This is a genomic window from Variovorax sp. MHTC-1 (assembly GCF_003984645.1).
Taxonomy (GTDB): domain Bacteria; phylum Pseudomonadota; class Gammaproteobacteria; order Burkholderiales; family Burkholderiaceae_C; genus Variovorax.
On sequence record NZ_RWKI01000019.1, the window covers coordinates 1 to 18,851 of the forward strand.

General features: G+C 68.0%; 17 protein-coding genes. 6 read left to right on the forward strand and 11 right to left on the reverse strand.

Annotated elements, in window-relative coordinates:
• Positions 1–344: 344 nt before the first annotated feature.
• Both EJI01_RS22810 and EJI01_RS22815 read right to left on the reverse strand, forming a co-directional pair.
• Positions 345–1,712: a sensor histidine kinase gene (locus tag EJI01_RS22810; RefSeq protein ID WP_260602609.1), complete on the reverse strand. Its 1,368-nt coding sequence runs from the start codon at positions 1,710–1,712 to the stop codon at positions 345–347.
• On the reverse strand, positions 1,709–2,386 hold the full coding sequence (locus EJI01_RS22815) for a response regulator transcription factor (protein WP_126839418.1): 678 nt from the start codon (positions 2,384–2,386) through the stop codon (positions 1,709–1,711). The genes EJI01_RS22810 and EJI01_RS22815 overlap by 4 nt, the downstream gene beginning before the upstream one ends.
• Before the next feature lie 87 nt (positions 2,387–2,473).
• Here EJI01_RS22815 and EJI01_RS22820 point away from each other — a divergent pair, with 87 nt between their 5' ends.
• Positions 2,474–3,181, forward strand: a complete 708-nt coding sequence (locus EJI01_RS22820; RefSeq protein ID WP_126839419.1) for a phosphatase PAP2 family protein — start codon at positions 2,474–2,476, stop codon at positions 3,179–3,181.
• Between the two features lie 46 nt (positions 3,182–3,227).
• A complete protein-coding gene (locus tag EJI01_RS22825) occupies positions 3,228–5,018 on the forward strand; it encodes a phosphoethanolamine transferase (RefSeq protein WP_126839420.1) in 1,791 nt (596 codons plus the stop codon).
• A gap of 845 nt (positions 5,019–5,863) precedes the next feature.
• On the opposite strand, the gene EJI01_RS22835 is transcribed toward EJI01_RS22825, so the two are convergent.
• The 4 genes from EJI01_RS22835 to eat are packed head-to-tail and all read right to left on the reverse strand — an operon-like array spanning position 5,864 to position 10,054.
• Positions 5,864–6,445, reverse strand: coding sequence for a peroxidase-related enzyme (locus tag EJI01_RS22835; protein ID WP_126839422.1), 582 nt, complete (start codon positions 6,443–6,445; stop codon positions 5,864–5,866).
• A 46-nt stretch (positions 6,446–6,491) separates the two neighbouring features.
• Positions 6,492–7,280, reverse strand: a complete 789-nt coding sequence (eutC, locus tag EJI01_RS22840; RefSeq protein WP_126839423.1) for an ethanolamine ammonia-lyase subunit EutC — start codon at positions 7,278–7,280, stop codon at positions 6,492–6,494.
• Complete coding sequence (locus EJI01_RS22845; RefSeq protein WP_126839424.1) at positions 7,277–8,671, reverse strand: ethanolamine ammonia-lyase subunit EutB; 1,395 nt, start codon at positions 8,669–8,671, stop codon at positions 7,277–7,279. Before EJI01_RS22845 ends, eutC begins: the two co-directional genes overlap by 4 nt.
• A 12-nt stretch (positions 8,672–8,683) precedes the next feature.
• Positions 8,684–10,054 (reverse strand): ethanolamine permease, encoded by a 1,371-nt coding sequence (gene eat / locus EJI01_RS22850; RefSeq protein ID WP_126839425.1) that lies wholly within the window; start codon positions 10,052–10,054, stop codon positions 8,684–8,686.
• 107 nt (positions 10,055–10,161) lie between these two features.
• Between eat and EJI01_RS22855 the strand changes: the two genes are divergently transcribed.
• Positions 10,162–10,581 (forward strand): FKBP-type peptidyl-prolyl cis-trans isomerase, encoded by a 420-nt coding sequence (locus tag EJI01_RS22855; RefSeq protein WP_260602610.1) that lies wholly within the window; start codon positions 10,162–10,164, stop codon positions 10,579–10,581.
• A gap of 316 nt (positions 10,582–10,897) precedes the next feature.
• Here the strand turns inward: EJI01_RS22855 and EJI01_RS22860 are convergent, their stop codons facing one another.
• The 3 genes from EJI01_RS22860 to EJI01_RS22870 all read right to left on the reverse strand — a co-directional run bounded on the left by EJI01_RS22860 (position 10,898) and on the right by EJI01_RS22870 (position 14,586).
• Positions 10,898–12,250, reverse strand: coding sequence for an esterase-like activity of phytase family protein (locus tag EJI01_RS22860; protein WP_126839427.1), 1,353 nt, complete (start codon positions 12,248–12,250; stop codon positions 10,898–10,900).
• 69 nt (positions 12,251–12,319) lie between these two features.
• Positions 12,320–12,940 carry a transcriptional regulator gene (locus tag EJI01_RS22865; protein ID WP_126839428.1) on the reverse strand — a complete coding sequence of 207 codons (621 nt, stop codon included), beginning with the start codon at positions 12,938–12,940 and terminating at the stop codon, positions 12,320–12,322.
• 50 nt (positions 12,941–12,990) lie between these two features.
• Entirely contained in the window at positions 12,991–14,586 is a 1,596-nt protein-coding gene (locus tag EJI01_RS22870) for a glucan biosynthesis protein (RefSeq protein ID WP_126839429.1), read from the reverse strand.
• A gap of 146 nt (positions 14,587–14,732) precedes the next feature.
• Here EJI01_RS22870 and ada point away from each other — a divergent pair, with 146 nt between their 5' ends.
• From ada to alkB, 3 genes are all read left to right on the forward strand, one after another.
• Positions 14,733–15,815: a bifunctional DNA-binding transcriptional regulator/O6-methylguanine-DNA methyltransferase Ada gene (gene ada, locus EJI01_RS22875; protein ID WP_221885706.1), complete on the forward strand. Its 1,083-nt coding sequence runs from the start codon at positions 14,733–14,735 to the stop codon at positions 15,813–15,815.
• The gene (locus EJI01_RS22880; protein ID WP_126839431.1) at positions 15,812–16,495 is read left to right on the forward strand and encodes a 2OG-Fe(II) oxygenase; all 684 of its coding nucleotides are present in this window, start codon (positions 15,812–15,814) and stop codon (positions 16,493–16,495) included. Before ada ends, EJI01_RS22880 begins: the two co-directional genes overlap by 4 nt.
• A 113-nt stretch (positions 16,496–16,608) precedes the next feature.
• Positions 16,609–17,244: a DNA oxidative demethylase AlkB gene (gene alkB, locus EJI01_RS22885; RefSeq protein ID WP_260602611.1), complete on the forward strand. Its 636-nt coding sequence runs from the start codon at positions 16,609–16,611 to the stop codon at positions 17,242–17,244.
• Between the two features lie 3 nt (positions 17,245–17,247).
• Here the strand turns inward: alkB and EJI01_RS22890 are convergent, their stop codons facing one another.
• Positions 17,248–17,781 carry a DUF4863 family protein gene (locus EJI01_RS22890; RefSeq protein ID WP_126839433.1) on the reverse strand — a complete coding sequence of 178 codons (534 nt, stop codon included), beginning with the start codon at positions 17,779–17,781 and terminating at the stop codon, positions 17,248–17,250.
• Positions 17,782–17,786: 5 nt separating this feature from the next.
• Positions 17,787–18,779, reverse strand: a complete 993-nt coding sequence (locus tag EJI01_RS22895) for a tripartite tricarboxylate transporter substrate-binding protein (RefSeq protein WP_126839434.1) — start codon at positions 18,777–18,779, stop codon at positions 17,787–17,789.
• Positions 18,780–18,851 lie beyond the last annotated feature (72 nt).

Consider the following 18,851-nt stretch of genomic DNA (forward strand, 5'->3'; position numbering starts at 1 on the left):
CGAAATCGGTCGGCGCTGTCCACCCGATACGGGCGCGCTGCGGCGTTGCAAATGCTCGCGATATTACGGGTATCGCTGCGCGTTCTGCCTAGCGCCTTGCATCGCCTCCCGCCTCGGGCGTCCCTCACCGCCCATTTCAACGATTCAGCGGACTAGGCGACGAAAAGCCCTCCGCCAACTTTCGTTCGTGCGGGAGGGCCTTTCGCAGACTCGGAGTGCCGCGATGGGTGTTGCCGAGTCCGTGAAGGTATTGTGCCCACGCGCAGGAGCGGCGCAATTCAGCCATGCGCCATAGAGCAAGAGGGCGCTTTCCTACGCTGCGCTTGCCGCGCCTCATCCGTTCGTCATGCCGGACTCCACACGATCCGCGCCTCGAAACCGGTCGCCGAGCCGGGCGGCGGCGACATCAGCTCGAGCCGCGCGCCATGCTTCTCGACGATGGTGCCGACGATCGACAGGCCCAGCCCGTAGCCGGCACGATCGGAGCTGTGGCGCACGTGGCGCTGCTGCAGCGTGCGCAGCGCGACCTCGCCGACGCCGGGGCCGAAGTCGCGCACGGCCAGCGTGCAGGGCTGCATCACCTCGATCACGACGCGGCCGCGGCCATAGCGCAGCGCGTTCTCCACCAGGTTGCGCAGCGCGATCGCCAGCGCATCGACGTCGCCCAGCGCCGTCGGCGGCTCGGTGTCCGGCACCTTGAGCGACAGGCGCTCGTTCACGCGCGGGTCTTGCCAGAACTCCTGCGCCACCGTGCCGGCCAGCTGGACCAGGTCGGTCCTCGTGCGCGTCAGCGAGGCCGCCGATTCGGCCCTGGAGAGCTGCAACAGCTTCTCGGTGCGATGCCCGAGCATTCTCAGCGCATCGAGCGCGGCCTCGACGTCGTGGCGCGTGAGCTCGTGTTCGAGCGCGGTCTGCAGCCGCAGCCGCGCCGCCGCGAGCGGCGTGCGCAGCTCGTGCGCCGCATTCGCGGCCAGCGCGCGTTCGACATCGAGCGCCTGCGAAAGCCGCTCGAGCAGGCGGTTGACATGGTCGCCGACCGTGCGCAGTTCCTGCGGCAGTCCGGGTAGCCGGATCGGGCGCAGGTCTGCACCGTTGCGCTGCGCGATCTCGCCGGCAAGCTCCTGCAGCGCACGCAGCTCGGTGCGCGCCACGTTGCGCAGCACCAGCGCAAGAAGCGGCAGCACGGCGAACAGCGGGACGATGAGGCCGAACAGGGTGCGATTGAGCGCGGTGCGGCGCTCGTCCAGCGGATCGGCAACCTGGAGGAAGAGATCGAGCGAAGGATGCCGCACGGTGTAGATGCGCCAGGCTTCGGCGTTCGCGAAGCCGGCTGCCAGCGGAACGTCGAAGGCATTGGGCGGTGCCTCGGCGGAGCGCAGCAGCACGCGCTCGTGCGGGTCGACCACCTGGTACATCACGGCGTTGGTCGGGAACAGCTGCGGCGGCGCGATCAGCGGCGCGCGCGTCTCGCCGCGCTCGAGCCTGAGCTTGTCGAGCTCGTGCACTGCCATGTCGAATATGCGGTGCGAAACTTCCACCAGTTCGCTGTCGAAGTTGTGGTTGATCTCGCGGTCCACATACCAGACCACGCCCAGCACGCACAGAAGCCAGACGCCGCCGACCCACACGATGAGCGTGCGGGTCAAGTGTCCCGCGAGCGAATCGCGCATGCCGAGCTCGGCGCCTGCCTGCTGCAGGAAGTTCAGCTTCATTCGTCCTCGTCTTCGGGCGAGAAGGAGAGCCGATAGCCCAGGCCGCGCAGGGTCTGGATGTGGCTGCGGCCGAGCTTGCGCCGGAGGCGGCTGATGAACACTTCGAGCGTGTTGCTGTCGGCCTCGTCGCCGAAGCCGTAGAGCGCGTCGGCCAGGTTCTCGCGCGTGTGGATGCGCTCAGGCCGCGTCGCCATCACGCGCAGCAGCGCCCACTCTTTCTGCGTGAGCGTGATCGGAAGGCCGTTCCTGCGCACCAGGTCGCGCGCCAGGTCGATCTCGAGCGTGCCGAGCCTCAGCACGGGCGAGCTGGTGCTGCTGCGCCGCCGCTCGACGGCCCGCAGGCGCGCCAGCAGCTCCGCGGGGTCGTAGGGCTTGATGAGGTAGTCGTCGGCGCCGGCGTCGAGGCCGCGGATGCGATCGGTCACCTGGTCGCGTGCGGTGAGTACGATCACGATCGGGCGCTCGCGCAGCGCCCGCACGTCCGGCAGCAGCGAGAGCCCGTCGCCGTCGCTCAGGTGCAGGTCGAGCAGCACGGCCGCGTACTGCACGGCCGCGAGCGCGGCGCGCGCTTCTGCGAGCCCGGACGCCGCATCGACCACGAAGGCCTTGGCCTCCAGGTAGCTGCAGACCGCGCCCGCCAAGGCGGCATCGTCCTCGACCAGCAATATGCGCACGTCGCTCCGTTCTTTCCCAAAAGAGGAGAGTCTAGTGCGCCGTCGCTTCAGATTCGGTTCAGGCGCCGACCCTAAGCTTGGCCGCGCATGATCCGTTCCGTTGCCGCTCGCCCGCTCGCCTGGATTCTTCCGACACTGGCTCTTCTTCTGCTCTGGGATGCCACCGGCCTCGACCTGGCACTGGCTCGGACGGTGGGCACGCCGCTGGGTTTTCCGTGGCGCGGCAACTGGTTCCTGGTCCAGGTCATGCACGAGGGCGCGCGGTCGCTGAGCTGGCTGATCGTGATCGCGCTGTTCGCCGGCATCCGCTGGCCGGTGGGCATCCTGCGCCGGCTGCGCCTGCGCGAAAGAGCGCAGCTCGCGTTCACCGTGCTGGCCTCCGTGCTGGCTGTGTCGCTGGTCAAGACCACGAGCCATACCAGCTGTCCCTGGGACCTCCAGCTCTTCGGCGGCGTCGCGCGCTACGTGTCCCACTGGTCGTGGGGCGTGCAAGACGGCGGCCCGGGCGGCTGCTTTCCAGCCGGCCACGCGTCGGCTGCTTTTGCCTATGCCGGCGGCTGGTTCGTATGGCGCCGCACCGCGCCGACTGTGGCGCGAAGGTGGCTCATCGCAGCCCTCGCGGCCGGGCTGCTGCTGGGGCTGGTGCAGCAGTTGCGCGGCGCCCACTACATGAGCCACACGCTATGGACCGCGTGGATCTGCTGGACGGTGGGCTTCGCGATCGATGCCTTCCTGCACAGGGGGTCGGCCGGATCTGCGCGGCTGGCCGGCTCTCCGAAGCTGAACGAATCCTGAGCTGCGCATTCAGCGAGTCTTCAGTCCAGGTTTTCAGACTCGCTGGATGCCTGTTTCGAATGCCCGTCCCTTCCCCCCAGCCGCGCATGACCTGCCGCTCGCCACGCCGGCGCAGGGCGCTGCCGAGGCGTCCACGCAGCTCTGGCATCACGTCGATGCCTGGTTCGCGCGCCCGCGCTCGGCGCGCAGCGTGGTCCTCTGGCTGAGCCTCTACCTGGCCCTGGCCGCCAATTGGCCCTTGTGGAACGAGCTGGCGCGCATCGGCGGCGCACCCAGCGTGTACCTGCCCTCGGCCGCAGCGATGGCGCTGCTCGTCGTCTGCGGCAGCGTCGCGCTGCTGTCCTTCACCGCCTGGTCGCGCTGGATGAAACCGCTCTGGTTCGCCGTCGTCGTGATCGCCGCAATCGCGCAGTACTACATGCAGAGCTACCGGGTGGTGATGGACCCCAGCATGCTGGCCAATGCGATGCAGACCGATGCCCACGAGGTGAGCGACCTGCTGAGCTGGCGCCTGCTGTTCCAGGTGCTGCTCGTCGCCGCTCTGCCTGCCTGGGCGCTGTGGCGCGTGCAGGTCGTCCCGATGAGATTCGTTTCGCAAGCCTGGCGCAATGCGCTGATGCTCTTCGCAGCGGTGGCGGTGGCAGTGGGTGGCGCGCTGGCGATGGGCCGGGAGCTCGCGCCGCTGATGCGCAACAACGTCCACCTGCGCTACATGATGAATCCGCTGGCCAGCATCTATTCGGCCAGCGCGGTCGCCATCCGGCCATTGTTCAAGCACAGCCGCAGGCTGATTCCGGTGTCCGGCGGCGCGGCGCTGGGCGCCAGCTATGCGGCGCAGGCCCGGCCGCCGCTCCTCGTGCTCGTGGTGGGCGAGACGGCGCGGGCCGACCATTTCGCGCTGAACGGCTATGCGCGCGAGACCACGCCCGAGCTCGCGGCGCGCAAGGTGCTGAGCTGGCACGATGTTCATTCCTGCGGCACCAACACGCTGGCCTCGGTGCCCTGCATGTTCTCGCCTCTGGGCAAGACGGCCTTCGAGGCGCGCAAGGACGATCACGAGAACCTGATGGACGTGCTGCAGGCCGCCGGCCTCGCGGTGTTCTGGCTCGACAACCAGGCCGGCGGCTGCAAGGGCGTCTGCGACCGCGTGCCCCACGCGTCGGCCTTCGACACCGTCGATCCCGGCGTGAAGAGCGCGCTCTGCGAAGGCGACGAATGCCTCGACGATGTGATGCTCCATGGCCTGGATGCGCGCCTGGCCGCGTTGCCGGCCGAGCGCCGCGGCAAGGGCGTGGTGCTGGTCATGCACCAGATGGGCAGCCATGGCCCGGCCTACTACAAGCGTTCTTCGCCCGATGCCAAGCGCTTCCTGCCCGAGTGCAAGAGCAATGCGCTGGCCGAATGCAGCCACGCCGAGCTGATCAACGGCTTCGACAACACGATTGCCTACACCGACCGCTTTCTCGGCAAGACCATCGACTGGCTGAAGGCGCAGTCCGGAAGCTACGACCCCGCATTGCTCTATCTCAGCGATCACGGCGAATCGCTGGGCGAGTACGGGCTGTTCCTGCACGGCGTGCCCTACAGCTTCGCGCCCGAGGTGCAGAAGCACATACCGATGGTCGCGTGGTTCGGCGACGGCATGAGCGCTCGCGACAGGCTCTCGCATTCGTGCATGGAGGCGGGGCTCGACACGCCGCTCACGCACGACAACCTCTATCACACGGTGCTGGGCCTGATGGACGTGAAGACGCCGAGCTACAAGCCGGCGCTCGATGCGCTGGCGACTTGCCGCGGTGCTGCTGCTCCCTCTCCCTCTGGGAGAGGGTTGGGGTGAGGGCTCTTGGGCCTTTGATTCGGTTGCTGCATGTTTTGCTGAGGCCTGGAGCCGGGTCTCGCCCCGGCGGGCGACTCACTTTCTTTTGCTTCGCCAAAAGAAAGTAAGCAAAGAAAAGGCGACCCCACTGCCTGCGACCCCTGCGCTTCGCTCCGGGGCAACCTGCGGTGCTCGCGCAGCCGGCCTGCCGCAGAACTCGCTGCGTTCACTTCGCTCACTGCGCTCAAACAGCCGCGGCAAGTCAGACCACGAAGCACGCCTGTCCTTCGGCAGGCGTGCGGCCGCCGCCCCTGCGCTCCTCGGCGCAGCCAGAGGGGAGTGGGTCGGGCCGTCGCTTCGCTCGGCCGCCAACGGCCACGCTGCGCGTGGCCTGGTCTCTTCGTTCTTGAGCCGACGCAGCGGCGTGTGTGCAGGTCCAGTGCCGTCGCTCACCCTTACACCCCCCAAGTACGCGCCATGGCGCGTTGGAGTTCGATCCCCTCTGCGCGTGCCGAGGAGTGCAGGGGCGCCGGCCGCACGCCTGCCGAAGGACAGGCGTGCTTCGTGGACTGACTTGCCGCAGCTGTCTGAGCGCAGTGAACGAAGTGAACGCAGTGAGTTCTGCGGCAGGCCGGCGGCGCGAGCACCGCAGGTTGCCCGGAGCGCAGCGGAGGGACACGCGCAGTGGGGTCGCCTTTTCTTTGCTTACTTTCTTTTGGCGAAGCAAAAGAAAGTGAGTCGCCCGCCGGGGCGAACTCCCGGCTCCGGCCTCAAACCAAACGCAGCGCTCAAGCAAAGGCCCAAGTGCCCCCACTCCAACCCTCCCCCAGAGGGGGAGGGAGCAAGGCAGGAGAGGCGCAAGACAGCTACTTCCTCTCCTTCGGCACCCGCCCCATCAGATAGAACTCCGGATTCGGCTGCATGCCGCTGAAGCTGGCCATGCGGTTGGAGAGTCCGAAGAAGGCAGTGATGGCGGCGATGTCCCAGATGTCCTCGTCGCTGAAGCCGTGCGCATGCAGCGGCGGGAAGTCGGCTTCGTCGATCTCGTGCGAGCGGTCGCAGACCTTCATCGCGAACTCGAGCATCGCGTGTTGGCGCGGCGTGATGTCGGCCTTGCGCCAGTTGACGGCCACCTGGTCGGCTACCAGCGGTTTCTTCTCGTAGATGCGCAGCAGCGCGCCGTGCGCCACCACGCAATAGAGGCACTGGTTGGCGGCGCTGGTGGCGGTGACGATCATCTCGCGGTCGCCCTTGGTGAGAGAGCCTTCCTCCTTCAGCATCAGCGCATCGTGATACGCGAAGAAGGCGCGCCACTCGGCCGGCCGGCGCGCGAGCGCCAGGAAGACGTTGGGCACGAAGCCGGCTTTCTCCTGCACTTCGAGGATCTTCGCGCGGATGTCTTCGGGCAGCTCGGCCAGCTCGGCCATCGGGTAGCGTGATGCGGTCATGTCGTCTCCATGAGTGCGTCGCCCATCATAGGCAAGGCGAGGGGCCTCACTCCGGCAAGGCGCTGATGGCGCCGTCCGGCGCGGACAGCACCGCCAGGTCGCTTTCATCCTTGAGTGCCACGCCGGTCAGGCCGCGCTTCAGCGCCTCGCGCAGAAGCCAGGCCAGTTTGAAGGCCGCGGCCTCGTAGCGCAGGCCCTCGGGGCGCACGTTCGAGATGCAGTTGCGCTCGGCATCGTGCCGGCCGCGGCGCGGCGTGTGCGTGACGTAGATGCCGAGGCTGTCGGGCGAGCTGAGGCCGGGCCGCTCGCCGATCAGCATGACCGAGAGCCGGGCGTCGAACAGCTCGCCCACCTCGTCCGCGAGCGCCACGCGGGCCTGCGTGGCGATGACGATGGGCGCGAGGCGGAGCTCGGCCGGCAGATGCTGCTTCAATGCGGCCAGCAGCGGTGCCGCATGGCGGGCCACGGCCAGCGAAGACAGGCCGTCGCCGATCACGATGCAGATGTCGCTGGGGGCAACGGCTGCGGCGCGCAGAGCCTGGGCATCGTCGGCGTCGAGCTGGCGCCCGAGGTCGGGGCGGCGCAGATAGCCCGTGCGATCGGGTGCGCGGCTGCGCACCTGCGCCACCTCCCAGCCCTGCGCGCGCAGCGAGGCCTCGAGCGCCGGCACGTCGAGCGCGGCATGGATCGCGTCGCGCGCCATCGCATGCGCCCAGCCGAAGCGCAGCACCTCGTCGGTCGGCATGCCGGCGCCCGCGCGGCCCAGCGCGATGCGCGCCGGCGTGGCCGGGCGCCAGTCGCGCCACGGGCTTTGCGTGACGACGTCCTTGCTCATTGGTGCAGCGCCCGGAGCCCGCTCATGTCGGCAAGCAAGCGGTTGGAAGAGGGCGGCTGCAGCCGGCCCGCGCCGTCGGTGATCTGCATGCGCGCCAGCCACGCCTCGAACTCGGGCGCACGCTTGAGGCCCATGGTCTCGCGGAGGAACAGCGCGTCGTGGAAGGAGGTGCTCTGGTAGTTGAGCATCACGTCGTCCGCGCCCGGCACGCCCATGATGAAGTTGATGCCGGCGGTGCCGAGCAGCACCAGCAGCGTGTCCATGTCGTCCTGGTCGGCCTCGGCATGGTTGGTGTAGCAGACGTCGCAGCCCAGCGGCAGGCCCAGCAGCTTGCCGCAGAAGTGGTCTTCCAGCCCGGCGCGGATGATCTGCTTGCCGTCGTAGAGGTACTCGGGCCCGATGAAACCGACCACCGTGTTGATCAGCAAGGGCTGGTAGCGCCGCGCGAGCGCATAGCCACGCGCCTCGCAGGTTTGCTGGTCGACGCCGAAATTGGCGTCGGCCGAGAGCGCGCTGCCCTGGCCGGTCTCGAAGTACATGACGTTCTGGCCCACCGTGCCGCGCTTCTGCGCCTGCGCGGCGGCGTGCGCTTCGTCGAGCAGCTCGGGCGTGATGCCGAAGGAGCGGTTGGTCTTCTCGGTGCCGCCGATCGACTGGAACACCAGGTCGACCGGCGCGCCGGCCTCCGCCAGCTTGAGCGTGTTCGTCACGTGGGTCAGCACGCAGCTCTGGGTCGGGATCTCGAAGCGCTGGATCACCTCGTCCTGCATGCGCAGCAGGTCGCCCAGCACCTGCAGGCTGTCGGAGACCGGGTTGATCCCGATCACAGCGTCGCCGGCGCCCATGAGCAGGCCGTCGAGCGTGGAGGCCGCGATGCCGCGCAGGTCGTCGGTCGGATGGTTGGGCTGCAGCCGCACCGAGAGATGGCCGGGCAGGCCGATGGTGTCGCGAAAGCGCGTGACCACGCTGCACTTGCGCGCGACCGCCACCAGGTCCTGGTTGCGCATGAGCTTGGACGCCGCGGCCGCCATCTCGGGCATGAGGCCGGGGGCGAGCGCCGTCAGCGCCTGGGTGTCGGCCTGCTCCGACAGCAGCCAGTTGCGGAAGTCGCCGACCGTGAGATGCGCGACCGGCGCGAAGGCCTCTGCATCATGCCCATCGATGATGAGCCGCGTGATGTTGTCCTCTTCGTAAGGGATCAGCGCTTCGGTGAGGAACTGCTTGAGCGGCGTCTCCGCCAGCACGTGGCGCGCGGCCATGCGCTGCTGCGCGGTGGCCGCGCCCACGCCCGCGAGGTAGTCGCCCGAGCGCGCCGGGCTTGCGGCGGCCATGACCTGCTTGAGGTCTTCGAAGGAGAAGGCCTGCGAATCGATCGTGGTTCGGTAGCGCATCGATAAAGGGGCTCAGACGGTCGTGGACAGCATCTCGTCGGGCGCTGCTGCCGTGCGCTGCTTTGCCGTGAGTCGGAAGTAGCCGTAGGCCAGCGCCATCAGCACCAGGAACAGCAGCGTCAGCATGCCATTGAACCAGATCATCGCGCCGAGGCAAACCACTCCCAGGCCCAGGGCAATGGCCGGAAAGACCGGGTAGAAGGGCGCGCGGTAGGTGCGCTCGAGGCCGGGTTCGGTGCGCCTGAGCTTGAAGAGCGCGGCCATCGAGATGAGGTACATCACGATCGCGCCCAGCACCGCCATCGTGACGATGTTGGCCGTGAGCGTCTGGCCGCCGAACTGCACCCACTCGTCGCTGAAGATCGCGGCCACGCCGATCACGCCGCCCACCACCAGCGCGCGATGCGGCGTGTTGAAGCGCGGGCTCAGCGCAGCGAAGGTGGCGGGCAGGTAGCCGGCGCGCGCCAGCGCGAAGATCTGGCGCGAGTAGCCCATGATGATTCCGTGGAAGGAGGCGATCAGGCCGAACAGGCCGATCCACACCAGCATGTGCAGCCAGCCGCTGTTCTCGCCGACCACCACTTTCATCGCCTGAGGCAGCGGGTCGTTGATGTTGGCGAGCTTGCGCCAGTCGCCCACGCCGCCGGCGAAGATCATGACGCCGAAGGCCAGCACGACCAGCGTGAGGATGCCGCACGTGTAGGCCAGCGGAATGGTGCGGTGCGGATCGCGCGCTTCCTCGGCCGCCATCGCTGCGCCCTCGATCGCGAGGAAGAACCAGATCGCGAACGGGATCGAGGCGAAGATGCCCGGGATCGCCGCGCTGCTGAAGGACGAACTGCCCGACCACCCGTTGGCGGCGAAGTTCGCGAGCGACCAGCCGGGCGCGACCACGCCCATGAACACCAGCAGCTCGAAGATCGCGAGCACGGTGACGAAGAGCTCGAAGGCGGCGGCGATGCCGATGCCGATCCAGTTGAGCCCGATGAAGATCACATAGGCGCCGAGCGCGAACCACTTGGGGTTGATGCCCGGGAATTGCACATTGAGGTAGGCGCCGATCGCCAGCGCGATGGCCGGCGGCGCGAACACGAATTCCACCAGCGTCGCGAAGCCGGCGACGAAGCCGCCGTTGGGCCCGAAGGCACGCCGCGCGTAGGCAAAGGGTCCCCCTGCATGAGGGATGGCGGTGGAGAGCTCGGTGAAGCTGAAGATGAAGGTGGTGTACATGGTCGCGACCAGCACGGTGGCGACCAGGAAGCCCAGCGTGCCGGCAGTGTTCCAGCCGTAGCTCCAGCCGAAATACTCGCCCGAGATCACGAGGCCGACGGCGATGCCCCACAACTGGAAGGGGCCGAGCACTTTTTTCAAGCCCGAGGACATGGTGGATTCCTTGTTGCTGTTTGGACAGGGGCCTCGCAGCAAGAGCGATGCCATGGCGGCGCGCCCGCAATAATGGACCGTTTTCAGACATTCAAGGAGATCTCTTCGTGCCTTCCCTCTTTCGTACTACCGCCGCAGCTTTGGTCTCGTTGTGCGTCGTGCCCGCTGCCCTGGCGCAGAGCGCAGCGGTCACCCTGCCCAGCGGCCTGATCTACCAGTCGCTCAAGGAGGGCAGCGGCGCCTCGCCCGCCGCCACCGACGTGGTCAAGGTGCACTACCGCGGCACCTTCCCCGACAGCGGCAAGGAGTTCGACAGCTCCTACAAGCGCAACGAGCCGACCGAGTTTCCGTTGAACGGCGTGATCCCGTGCTGGACCGAAGGCGTGCAGAAGATGAAGCCGGGCGGCAAGGCCAAGCTGACCTGCCCGCCGGCCATTGCCTACGGAACGCGCGGCGCGGGCGGCGTGATTCCGCCCAATGCCACGCTCAATTTCGAGATCGAGTTGATCTCGGTCACGAAGCGCTGATCACTCTGTGTTTCGACGAGTAGGGGGCGCGGAGGCGCGCGGCATGCCCTGTGCCGGCCGACGTCACCGGCCCTTCGGGCTTCCCTGCGCTGCTCGCGTCAGGCGGGGTCTCGCTCAAACTCGCGTCGCTCAAACAGTCGCGAGCCCTGATCCGCCTGCCGCTGCGCTGCTCGGCGGTGCCTCAACGGCCGGCCCAGGGCACACCGCCCGCCTCCGTGGAAACGCTGCTGTCTTGCTCCCTCTCCCTCCGGGAGAGGGCTGGGGTGAGGGACCGGGCCCGCCATGCGCCGACATCGATCAAGCCCCAACGTTGCGGCTACTTCGCCCGCAACAACTCCCCCACCTCCAGCAGCACCAGCTCGTTGTCGTCCGCCTTGTTCGGCTCGCGGCTGCTGGAGAAGGGCAAGTTGTTGTCGTTGCCCACCACGATATGCGTGGCATCGACCACCTCGACGTTCTCGATCGTGAAGAAGGGGAACTTGAGCACGCCGTCGTTGAGCGGCTTGCGCGCCAGCTTGTTCGGGTCGGCGATGGCAAGCAGGTCGATGTAGCCGATCTTGCGCACGGCCTGCCCGGCGTTGGCATCGCTCAGCTCGATCTTGTAGACGCGCTTGAACTTCGCCAGGTCGTGGAAGCAGTCGGCGCGCTTCTGGCCTTCGGGGCAGGCCTTGTCGGCTGTGCCTTCGCCGTTGTCGCGCTCGATGACGAGGCCGGTGGTCGCATCGATCATGTTGAAGTCGCCGATCGCGTGGCCGTTGGCTTCCAGCGGGTAGTTCCAGTGACGGCCGGTCCACTTCTCGCTCGCGACGTCGAACTCGAGCACACGCAGCGCCTCCTTGCCGTCGATGCGCTCATAGTCCTTGGCCTCGGCGTTCCATACCGGGCCTTCGAGCAGGGCGTAGAGCTTGCTGCCGTCCTTCGATGCGGCCATGCCTTCGAAGCCCTTGGAGCGCCGGATCCGGAAATCCACCGCGCCGCCGGGCGCGCCCGGCGTTGTCACGGCCGGATGGTCGGGCGAGCGCACCGCCTTGCCGTCGACCTGGGTCTCGAACACCGCGAGCACCTTGCCCTTCAGGTCGGCCTTGATCAGGTAGGGGCCGAACTCATCGCCGATCCACAGCGCGCCGCCCGCGAACTGGAAGCTCTCGGGGTCGAAGTCCGAACCCGTCAGCAAGCGCTGCTTGCTGCCTTCGTGGACGATGCGGAAGGGCACCTTCTTGTCCGGGTCGTGCAGGAACACGGTGCCCGTGCGCTCGAACTTGCCGCCCTTGAAGTCCACCTTGTAGTGGTTGAGGTAGAGCATGAAGTCCGGCGAGTTGGCCTTGGCGCCGGCGCCGTTGTCGGTGAGGATCCAGAAGCTGCCGTCGTCCATCTTCTTGATGCCCGAGTGGCCCTGCACCGGCTGCCCCTTGAAGGGCAGCGAAACGCCGGTGCCGCGGCCGGCCGAGAGGCCTTCGATGCTGCCCGGCGCCTCGACACGCTTGCCGCTGGTGAACTTGCCGCTCACTTGCAGATCGGCCGGCGCCTCCTTCGGCGCGGCGATGAAGCTCTGCGCCGGCAGCAGCGCATGGCCGGCGAGCGCGGCGGGGTAGGCGGTTTGCGCCGCGGCGCTGCCGCAGGCCAGGGCGGCGGCGAGGGCGGTGAGGGAGAGGGAAGCGATACGCATCATGGTCCGGGGTGGCTTGGGATAAAGCCCTGCACCATGCCGGCGCCGGGTGACGACGCCGTGACAGCAGCGCTACTTCGCGTCGCTGTAGATCGTCGCGCGCGACACGCCCATGTGCGCCGCGGCGATCTCCATGCCGCGGCGAATGTCGAGGAAGCCGGCCTTCTTCAGTTCCTGCACCAGCTGCCTCCGATCCGCCGGCTTGAGCGAGCGTGCCGTGGTCGCGCGTGCCGCGGCCAACTCGTCGAGCCGCTCGCAGATGCGGTCGGCATGTCTTGCATCCAGCGTTTCGCCGACCTCGCTCGATTCGATTCGCGTGAACTGCGCGAGCGCGGCCTGGAAGCCCTGGAACAGCGTGAGGTCCACGTTCAGGCACAGCGCGGCCACGTACTCGCCGCTCTCGTCCTTGATGCCGATCGAGGTGCTCTTGACCTTGCGGCCGTCGGCGAACTGGTTGGCGTAGTTGGTGATGACCGCCGGGTAGTCCGGATCGCCGATGCGCGCCAGGCCCAGCTCCGTCACCGGCTGGCCGACGCGCCGCCCGCTCAGGTTGTTCTCGATCGCGAAGATGGCGTTCTTCGGATCGCTGAGGTCGTGGACCACCACTTCGCAGAACGGGGCGAAGGTCTTGCCGAGGCCTTGGGCAATGGTTCGCAGCTCGCGCAGCAGGAGCTTGTTCGGCTTTTTCTTCATCGGCCGAATGTATCCAACATTGGACTAAGCGTCCAAGTTGGTCGATGGGATCAGCCGGGCTGGTACTGGTAGAGCCAGGTCTCGGTCAGCGTCTGGTCGCCGGTCTTCAGATACAGGCGCATGTCCACCGGCTCGCTGCCTTCGGCCGTGAAGTCGAACTGCGCGCGCCAGTGGCCCGGCACACCGTTGGGTACCGCTTCCGAGAAGATGTACGAGAACTTGCCGCGCGAGGCCGTGAGCACGAGCTCGGGCTTGACGCCGAAGGGGATCGCCTCCAACGGCTTGCCGATGAACTCGACCATGAACTTGCGCACACCCTGCGGCCGCTGCGTGCCCGGCTGCCCGCCGCGCCCGAGCCGCGTCGCCACGCAGCGCGCGAGCGGCGATGGAAAGGGCTCCTGGTCGGTCCAGTGCAACCGGTACTTGAGGTTGTAGCTGGAGCCCGCGGCGGCCGGCGCCTTGGGCACCCAGCAGGCGAGGATGTTGTCGTGGATCTCGTCGTCGGTCGGTATCTCGACCAGCTGTACCGAGCCTTCGCCCCAGTCGCCCAGCGGCTCCACCCAGAGGCTCGGGCGCTTCTCGTAGAACACGCCGTCCTGGTAGTGGTCGAAGGCGCGGTCGCGCTGCAAGAGGCCGAAGCCGCGCGGGCGGGTGTCGCTGAAGGACGAGGCGCGGGTCTGCGTGGGATTGTTCAGCGGGCGCCAGATGCGCTCGCCGGCGCCGTTCCAGATCGCGAGGCCGTCGGAGTCGTGCACCTCGGGCCGCCAGTCGATGCCGGTGGGCCTGCTTTCCGAGTACCAGTACATCGAGGTCAGCGGCACCAGCCCGAGGCGGACGATGTCGCGGCGCAGGAAGAGGCGCGACTCGATGTCCATCAGCACCGCCTTGCCGCGCTGCATGACGAACTTGTAAGCGCCGGTGATGCTCGGTCCTTCGAGCAGCGCATAGACCGTCATCGTGTTCGCATCCGGCGCCGCCGGCGGCTCGAAATAGAAGCGCGTGAAGGTCGGGAACTCCTCGGGCCGGTCGGGCACGGCCGCATCGAGCGCGATGCCCCGCGCCGAGAGGCCGTACTGGTAGAGCTCGCCGATGGCGCGGAAATACGAAGCGCCCAGGAAGGCGACCCAGTCGTTGGTCTGCCAGGGCAGCTTCTTCTGGTCGCCGTTGCGGCTTTCCTGCAGGCGGAAGCCCGCGAAGCCGGCGCCGTCGGGCAGCTTGCGCGCGGGGCTGTCGTCCGGCATCGAGAAGTACGCGCTGTCGTAGAGGATCTCGCGCGCGAAGCCGTCGCCGCTCGCGGCCTCGGTCACGTACATGTGGACCGGTGTCTGGAAGTAGCGGCCGAGGTGGAAGAAGGTCACGGGGAACTGGCCCGGACCGTCGCGGAACAGCGCGTTGTCGGGGTTGTATTTGATCTTGCCGTGGGCGTCGTAGTCGATGCGCTGGAGCACGTCGGCCGGCAGCGTGTTGTCGGCCACATAGGGCTTGGCGGCCTGCGATTTCGCGAAGGTAACAAGACGTTCAAAAGAGAAGGGCCGGGGTTGTGCGAGCTTGATTCCGCCGGCTGCGAGGGCATCTAGGGGGAATCCGAGTGCGGAGAGCGCCATCGAGGCGCCGCTGGCGGTGAGGAGTGAGCGTCGATCGATCATTGGCCGAAATGTTAACGAAGCCCGGCGCCCCGGCCCGTAGGCCAAGGCCGGAAGTACCCGAATTCGAAAGCAAGACCCGGAGTGCGCATGCAAGCCCTGATCCCTAGAGTGGATGCATCGATCAACGACACTGCTAGAGGATTCACATGAACATGAGCAACCCCAACGAAATCCGCGCCCTCGCCACCGTGAGCGATCCGCGCTGGGCAGCGGTGGCCGCGCGCGATGCGGCGGCCGACGGCAAGTTCTTCTACTCGGTGCGGACCACCGGCGTGTATTGCCGGCCTTCCTGCGGCGCGCGCGCGGCCCGGCCCGAGAACGTGGACTTCCATGCCACGGCGGCGGACGCGGAACGCGCGGGCTTCAGGCCCTGCAAGCGCTGCAAGCCGGACCAGCCCGCGCGGGCCGAGCAGCATGCGGCGCAAGTGGCCGAGCTGTGCCGCTTCATCGAGCGCGCCGAAGAGACGCCCACCCTCGACCAACTGGCCGAGCGTGCGGGTCTCAGCAGCTACCACCTGCACCGCATCTTCAAGGAGGTGACGGGCCTCACGCCCAAGGCCTATGCGGCCGCGCATCGCGCGAAGCGCGTGCGCGCGGAGCTAGCGCGCAGCGGCACGGTAACGGACGCGATCTACGACGCCGGCTACAACTCCAACGGCCGTTTCTACGCCGACTCGAAGGACATGCTCGGCATGACGCCGACCGCATGGCGCGCCGGCGGCGCCGACACCGACATCCGCTTCGCGATCGGCGAATGCGCGCTCGGTGCGATCCTGGTGGCGCAGAGCGAGCGCGGCGTCTGCGCGATCGCGCTGGGCGACGATCCCGATGCCTTGGCGCGTGATCTCCAGGACCAGTTTCCGCAGGCGCGGTTGATCGGCGGCGATGCCGCTTTCGAGCAACTGGTGGCCAGGGTGGTGGGCTTCGTCGAAGCGCCGGGCCTGGGGCTGGACCTGCCATTGGACGTGCGCGGCACCGCCTTCCAGCAGCGCGTGTGGCAGGCGCTGCGCGAGATCCCGCCCGGCGCGACGGCGAGCTATGCCGAGATCGCCCGGCGCATCGGCAGCCCGAAGTCGGTGCGCGCCGTGGCCCAGGCCTGCGGCGCCAATGCGATTGCCGTGGCCATCCCGTGCCACCGCGTGGTGCGCAGCGACGGCAGCCTGTCGGGCTATCGCTGGGGTGTGGAGCGCAAGAGCGCCTTGCTCGAGCGGGAGGCCAGCGCCGCATGATCGATTGGGGCCAGGTGGCGCTCGACCTCGATGCCGAGGGCAGCGCCCTGATCGAGCGATTGCTGACGCGCGAGGAGTGCGAATCGCTGTCGGCGCTGTACCCGCTCGATCCGCTGTTTCGCAGCCGGGTGGTGATGGAGAGGCACGGCTTCGGGCGCGGCGAGTACAAGTATTTCGACTACCCCTTGCCGGAGCGCCTGGCCGGCTTGCGCGAAGCGGTCTATGCGCAGCTGGCGCCGATCGCCAACCGCTGGAACCAGGCGATGGGGGTCGAGGTGCGCTATCCGCCGCGGCATGCCGACTTCATCGCGCGCTGCCATGCGGCGGGCCAGACGCGGCCCACGCCGTTGCTGCTGCAGTACGGCGCCGGCGACTACAACTGCCTGCACCAGGACCTGTACGGCGAGCATGTGTTCCCGCTGCAGCTGGTGATCCTGCTGTCCGAGCCGGGCCGCGATTTCGAAGGCGGCGAGTTCGTGATGACCGAGCAGCGCCCGCGCATGCAGTCGCGGCCGATGGTGCTGCCGCTGCGCCAGGGCGATGCGGCCGTCATCGCGGTGCACCACCGCCCGGTTCAGGGCACGCGCGGCGTCTACCGCGTCAATCTGCGGCATGGCGTGAGCCGCGTGCGTTCGGGCCACCGGCATACCGCCGGCATCATCTTTCACGACGCAACATGAAGCTCTCCCCCAGGCTTCGCGCACTTCGTGTCGCGCGCGCCTTCCCCCTCGCCGGGGCCAACACCAGCGGCCCGGCAAAGCCGGTTCCGCGCTGTTCCCCGAAGGAGCCGCACGTGACAGAGGATTTGTTTGAATCGTCTGTCGAATCGCTGGGCCCGGGCGCAGTGTGGCTGCGTGCTTTTGCGACGCCGCACGAAGCCGCGCTGCTGGCCGGCGTGAACGAGGTGACGGCGCGGGCGCCGCTGCGCCACATGGTCACGCCGGGCGGCTTTCGCATGTCGGTCGCGATGAGCAACTGCGGCGCGCTGGGCTGGGTCACAGATCGCACGGGCTACCGCTACGACACGATCGATCCAGAGACCGGCCGGCCCTGGCCGCGCATGCCCAACGCTTTCTCGCAACTGGCCACCGAGGCGGCCGCCGCGGCCGGCTTCGAGGGCTTCGTGCCCGACGCCTGCCTGGTCAATCGCTACGAAGCAGGCACGCGCCTTTCATTGCACCAGGACCGCAACGAGCGCGACATGCGCTGGCCGATCGTCTCGGTGTCGCTGGGCATGCCGGCGGTCTTTCTCTTCGGCGGCGCGAAGCGCACCGACAAGGCGCGCCGCGTGCCGCTCATGCATGGCGACGTCGTCGTGTGGGGCGGACCGGCGCGGCTCAACTACCACGGCGTGCTGCCGCTGAAGGAGGAGGCGCATCCCGTCGTCGGCGCTTGCCGCATCAACCTGACGTTCCGCAGGGCGGGTTGAGGATCAGGCAGCGGGCGGCTGGATGTGGTACGAGATCCGCCCCGCCGGCAGATAGAACAGCGCGATGACGGCACCCCCCTTTGCCTCGGGATAGTGATGGCTCCCGGGGGCTGGCGCGGTCCACCCGCCGTGGCACCAGCCGTTCGGCCCGGCCAGCGCCGCGCCTTCGTCGAGCGGGATCACCATGTTGAACTCCCCGTACGGATGCGCGTGGTAGTCGCCGCGGAAGCTGCCTTCGGGATTGCCCTGCGTGTTGCCGGTGCTGTCCATGTACACGGCGGTGATGCTGAAGCCGAGCGTCTCGGGCGTTGCTTCGCAGATCCGGCTGCGACGGTAGTGCCGGCCCCGGATCTCGACGTTGGCAGCCCATCCGTCGCGCACGCCGGCCTTCACCAGCGCCGCCAGTTCGTCATAGAGCGCACTGCCGGGGCCGTACTTCGCGTTCAGCCATTGCTCGACCTCGGTGCCTGCGGTCATGTCCTGGATCTCCGCCAGGAAGGGCAGGCTCGCGGCGATGAGTGTTTCTCGATCGGTCATGGCCATTACTCGTCCGCCTTGAAACCGGAGGCCTCGACGACGGGCTTCCATCGCTCCCGTTCGGCCGCGATGAGTTGCGCGTACTCGGCCGAGCCGAGGTAGGTCGCTTCGAGCCCGATCTGCTCCAGGCCGCCGGCCAGCGCCTTGTCGCGGGACGCCGCCTGCGTTGCCGCGGCCAGCGCCGCCACCGTTGCTTCGGGCGTCGAAGCCGGCGCGAAGACGCCGTAGCTTTCCAGGCCTGCCACCGTGCCGAAACCCTGCTCGGCGAAGGTGGGCACGTCTTTGAGGAAGCGCGAACGCCGCTCGCCCGTCGCGGCCAGAAGGCGGACCTTGCCGCTGCCGAGGTACTGCAGGAAATCGCCGACGAAACCGAGGTAGGCCGGAACCTGTCCGCCGAGCAGGTCCTGCATGGCGGGCGCGGAGCCACGATAGGCCACGTGCGTGAGCGGCACGCCTGCGGCCTGAGAGAAGCGATAGCCCAGGAACTGCGCCAGCGATCCGGCGGCGGGCGATGCGTAGGTCCGCCCGGTGTCGTGGGCCTTCAGCCAGCGAACATAGTCGGCAAGCGTCCTGATCTCGGACGGCAGCGCGCTGCTGATCGCGAGTACGCAGGTCGCAGACGCGAGCAAGGCGACGGGGCGAAGGTCTTTGACCGGATCGTAGGAGAGCTTGGCGTACACGTGCGGGTAGATCGTCATCGCCGAGGTGTGAGTGCAAAGAACCACGCTGCCGTCGGCGCGCTCTCGCTTGAGTTGGCCGTTCGCGATTCTTCCGGCGGCGCCCGGCCGGTTGTCGACGACGTAGGCGCGGTTCTGCGCCTTCCATGCCTCCGCAAGGCGGCGCGCGGTCTGGTCCAGCGTGCCGCCGGGCGGATAGCCGACGACGATTCGGCCGACGCCGCCGTCGGCTTGTGCGTGTGCCAGTGTCGGAAGGCCGGCCAGAGCCGGCGCGAGGCAGGACACATACTTGGCGAAACTTCGTCTGGAAAGATCGGTCATCGCGGTGCTCCGTGTGATGCGTGGCTGCACATTGCCACCGCGGCTTCGACATCGGAAGCGATGAATCTGCAA

What these genes read in the sequence shown, in the direction of transcription:
- EJI01_RS22810 (WP_260602609.1), bottom strand. Translation starts at nt 1,712, where the DNA reads ATGAAGCTGAACTTCCTGCAGCAGGCAGGCGCCGAGCTCGGCATGCGC.
- EJI01_RS22820 (WP_126839419.1), top strand. Translation starts at nt 2,474, where the DNA reads ATGATCCGTTCCGTTGCCGCTCGCCCGCTCGCCTGGATTCTTCCGACA.
- EJI01_RS22825 (WP_126839420.1), top strand. Translation starts at nt 3,228, where the DNA reads ATGCCTGTTTCGAATGCCCGTCCCTTCCCCCCAGCCGCGCATGACCTG.
- EJI01_RS22835 (WP_126839422.1), bottom strand. Translation starts at nt 6,445, where the DNA reads ATGACCGCATCACGCTACCCGATGGCCGAGCTGGCCGAGCTGCCCGAA.
- eutC (WP_126839423.1), bottom strand. Translation starts at nt 7,280, where the DNA reads ATGAGCAAGGACGTCGTCACGCAAAGCCCGTGGCGCGACTGGCGCCCG.
- EJI01_RS22845 (WP_126839424.1), bottom strand. Translation starts at nt 8,671, where the DNA reads ATGCGCTACCGAACCACGATCGATTCGCAGGCCTTCTCCTTCGAAGAC.
- eat (WP_126839425.1), bottom strand. Translation starts at nt 10,054, where the DNA reads ATGTCCTCGGGCTTGAAAAAAGTGCTCGGCCCCTTCCAGTTGTGGGGC.
- EJI01_RS22860 (WP_126839427.1), bottom strand. Translation starts at nt 12,250, where the DNA reads ATGATGCGTATCGCTTCCCTCTCCCTCACCGCCCTCGCCGCCGCCCTG.
- EJI01_RS22865 (WP_126839428.1), bottom strand. Translation starts at nt 12,940, where the DNA reads ATGAAGAAAAAGCCGAACAAGCTCCTGCTGCGCGAGCTGCGAACCATT.
- EJI01_RS22870 (WP_126839429.1), bottom strand. Translation starts at nt 14,586, where the DNA reads ATGATCGATCGACGCTCACTCCTCACCGCCAGCGGCGCCTCGATGGCG.
- ada (WP_221885706.1), top strand. Translation starts at nt 14,733, where the DNA reads ATGAACATGAGCAACCCCAACGAAATCCGCGCCCTCGCCACCGTGAGC.
- EJI01_RS22880 (WP_126839431.1), top strand. Translation starts at nt 15,812, where the DNA reads ATGATCGATTGGGGCCAGGTGGCGCTCGACCTCGATGCCGAGGGCAGC.
- EJI01_RS22890 (WP_126839433.1), bottom strand. Translation starts at nt 17,781, where the DNA reads ATGACCGATCGAGAAACACTCATCGCCGCGAGCCTGCCCTTCCTGGCG.
- EJI01_RS22895 (WP_126839434.1), bottom strand. Translation starts at nt 18,779, where the DNA reads ATGACCGATCTTTCCAGACGAAGTTTCGCCAAGTATGTGTCCTGCCTC.